The 3,511-nt window shown below is 61.3% G+C and carries 3 protein-coding genes; all 3 read left to right on the forward strand.

Going from position 1 to position 3,511, the window contains the following annotated elements; translation table 11 throughout:
* Window positions 1-480 (forward strand): TolC family protein (locus ABYV26_RS23075; RefSeq protein WP_372683705.1); only part of this gene is annotated, 480 nt, incomplete at its 5' end.
* Entirely contained in the window at window positions 470-1,768 is a 1,299-nt protein-coding gene (locus ABYV26_RS23080; protein ID WP_372683706.1) for an efflux RND transporter periplasmic adaptor subunit, read from the forward strand. The genes ABYV26_RS23075 and ABYV26_RS23080, both read left to right, overlap by 11 nt.
* Window positions 1,765-3,511 (forward strand): efflux RND transporter permease subunit (locus ABYV26_RS23085; RefSeq protein WP_372683707.1); only part of this gene is annotated, 1,747 nt, incomplete at its 3' end. The genes ABYV26_RS23080 and ABYV26_RS23085, both read left to right, overlap by 4 nt.

Here is a 3,511-nt window from a genome sequence, read left to right on the forward strand (position 1 = left end):
CGGGATCTGTTTGATAACTGGATTGCAGCCATCGCCGCCAACCTGGTGGCGCCGATCATCGATGGGGGACTGCGCAAGGCCGAAGTCGACCGGACCCGTGCGGTGGCCTCCGAAGCGTTGCACACCTATGGCCAGACCATTCTCGACGCTTTGGGTGAGGTCGAGGACGCCCTGGATCAGGAACAGCGCCAACGTGATTTCATCGCCAGCATTGACCGGCAGCTGACGCTCGCCGGTCAAGTCATCGAGCGCGTGCGCGACCGGTACATCCAGGGGACAGTGGACTACCAGCGGGTGCTCGATGCGCTGCTCTCCCATCAGGAACTGCAACGCAGCCTGTTGACCGCCAAGCGGGATCTGGTGCAGTACCGTATCGATCTGTGCCGGGCCCTGGGGTCAGGATGGACGTTGGATCGTCCGGAAGAAAATCAAGCCGATGCGCAAACAACCTCAGGAAAAAGAAATTCCGATGCTGTCTGAACAAGAAATTTCAATAAACGATAACCACCGCGGACTTGCGGCGGGAACGAATGGCGGCGATGGACGACGCCTGGCGAGGGTCATTTTTCGCACCGTGCTGCCGTTGGCCGTCCTGGCCGCAGGCGCGATCACCGCCTTCTGGCTGATGGAGACCAGCCCTCAGGCCAAACCACGCCCCCAGGTGCACAACGCGACCCTGGTGAGCGTAACGTCTGTGGATTACGGTCCCCAGCAGACGGTGATCTCCGGCATGGGGACGGTGACCGCGGCACGCCAGGTGGAATTGAAACCACAGGTCAGCGGTGAAATCATTGAATTAAACCGCAACCTGGTGCCTGGCGGCCATTTTCGCCAGGGTGAAACGCTGCTGACGATCGACCCCACCGACTACGGTCTGACCGTGAGGCAATTGACCACCGATGTGGCCAAAGCCGAGTCGGATCTGCAGCTTGAACAGGGCAATCAGCTCGTTGCTCAAAAAGAGTATAAATTGTTGGGAGAAACGGTTAGCGATGTCGAGGAATCGTTGATGCTGCGCCGTCCCCAGCTGGAAAACCTGCGCGCCACCCTCGAAGCGGCCCAGGCCAAGCTCGAACAGGCCCGGGTGGCTCTGGCGCGCACCCAGATCAAGGCGCCGTTCAATGCGGTGGTCCAGTCACGCGCGGTAGACGTCGGGGCCCGGGCCAGTGAATCCACCGTATTGACCACCCTGGTGGGCACTGACACCTACTGGGTGCAAGTGTCTGTGCCGGTGAGCCAGCTGCGCTGGATCCGGATACCCCAAACCGATGGGGACCAGGGGGCGTTGGTCAAGGTGTACGATTCGGCCGCCTGGGGCGACGGCGTCTTTCGGCAAGGCCGGGTGGTTCGCCTGGAAGCGGTTCTGGAGGAACAGGGACGCATGGCGCGGCTGCTGGTCCGGGTGGACGATCCCCTGAGCCTTTCACCGGACAATACGGGTCAACCCCGTATGCTGATCGGTTCATACGTACGGGTGGAAATCGAGGGGCAAACGATGACTTCTGCAGCAGCCATCGACCGTGAATTCATTCGCAACGGCAGCGATGTCTGGATCATGGAGGATAGTGGCAACCTCTCGATCCGCACGGTGGAAATCGCCTTCCGAGGAATCGATCACATCCTGGTCACCGGCGGCATCGCGCCGGGAGAAAACCTTGTTGTCAGCGACCTGGCTGCACCGGTGGAAGGCATGCTGCTGCGCGCCGCTGATACCCCAAGCGATCAAATTGCAGCGAAACCGTCGAGGCTGCAGGAGGACCCCTCATGAGCAATAATCGTCTTTCCCGAACCCACGGCCCGATCTCCTGGATGGTGCATAACCGGGTCACACCAAACCTGCTCATGATTTTCCTGGTGCTGGGCGGACTGTTCATGACCACCCGCATCAAGCAGGAGGTTTTCCCCGAGTTCGATCTGGACATGGTGACGGTCAGTGTCGATTACTCCGGAGCCAGCCCCGAAGAGGTCGAGCAGGGGATCATTCTGGCCGTGGAAGAGGCCATCCGTGCCATCGACGGAGTCAAAGAGCTGACCGCCACGGCTTCCGAGGGCAACGGAACGGTGGTCGCCGAGTTGGAGGAAGGCGCCGACCGGCAGAAGGTCTACCAGGAGATCCAGCAGGAGATCGACCGGATCACGACCTTTCCCGAAGATGCCGATGAACCCGAGGTCTCGCTTGCCACCCACCTTCGGGAGGTGCTTTCGATCGACCTTTACGGAGATGTGACGGAAATGGCCCTGCGCGAGACCGCCGACCAGGTGCGGGACCGGTTGTTACAAAATTCCGAGATCACCCAGGTCGACCTGTCCGGGATCCGGGACTACGAAATCCTGGTTGAAGTACCCCAGGAACGGTTGCGGGCCTACGGCCTGACCCTGGCCGGGATCGCCGCGACCATCAACAGCGCCTCCACCGAGATCCCCGGCGGCTCGGTGGATACGGTCGGCGGGGATATCCTGCTGCGGATAAAAGACCGCCGGGACTGGGCCGATGAGTTCGCCCGGATCCCCATTGTGACCACCGCCGACGGCAGTGTGGTCTATCTGGAAGAGATCGCCAGCGTGCGCGAAGGCTTTGCGGACACGGACCAGTCCGCCGCCTACGACGGGCAGCGGGCCATCGGGATCGATGTTTACCGGGTCGGGGATCAGACCCCCATGGGGGTCGCCGAAGCCGTGCGCTCGGCCATGGGTGAAATCGAGCAGGACCTGCCCGTCGGCATCTTGTGGCACATCAGCAACGACCAGTCCGAAGTCTACCAGCAACGCCTGGAGCTGCTGATGAAAAACGCTTTCATGGGACTGGTGCTGGTGCTGGCGGTGCTCGGGTTGTTTCTGGAGTTCAGACTGGCCTTCTGGGTCACCATGGGGATTCCCACCGCCTTTCTCGGCAGCCTGCTCTTCCTGCCGGTTGTGGGGGTGTCCATCAACATGATCTCCATGTTTGCCTTTATCGTGGCCCTGGGGATCGTGGTGGACGACGCCATTGTTGCCGGTGAAAACATCTACGAGTACCAGCAGCAGGGGATGGATTTCGGCAGGGCCGCGATCCTCGGTGCCCGGGATGTGGCCATGCCCATCGCTTTTTCCATCCTTACCAATGTGGTGGCTTTTCTGCCCCTTTCCTTTATTCCCGGGACCATGGGCAAGATCTGGAAGGTCATACCCCTGGTGGTGATCACGGTTTTTCTCATTTCCTGGGTCGAATCGTTGCTGATCCTGCCGGGCCACCTGGCCCATATCAAGAACCGCAAGACCGGCCGCCCAACGACCCACCTGCGCCGCTGGCAGCAGGGGTTCACCCGGAAAGTGGCCCGATTTATCGACAGGGTCTACGGCCCTTTTCTGGATCTTTGCCTCCGCTGGCGGGCCCTCACCGTTGCCCTTTGCCTGACGGTGCTGATCGTCGTGCTCAGCTACGCCCTCAGCGGCCGCATCGGCATGATCCTGATGCCCCGGGTCGAGTCGGACCAGGCCGAGGTAACCGCCGTCCTCCCCGTGGGCAGTCCCA

The organism is Desulfosarcina sp. (genome assembly GCF_041551955.1).
Taxonomy (GTDB): Bacteria; Desulfobacterota; Desulfobacteria; order Desulfobacterales; family Desulfosarcinaceae; genus Desulfosarcina.

Bases quoted from the DNA above. Each gene is read 5' to 3' on its own strand.
- ABYV26_RS23080 (WP_372683706.1), top strand. From the start codon at position 470: ATGCTGTCTGAACAAGAAATTTCAATAAACGATAACCACCGCGGACTT.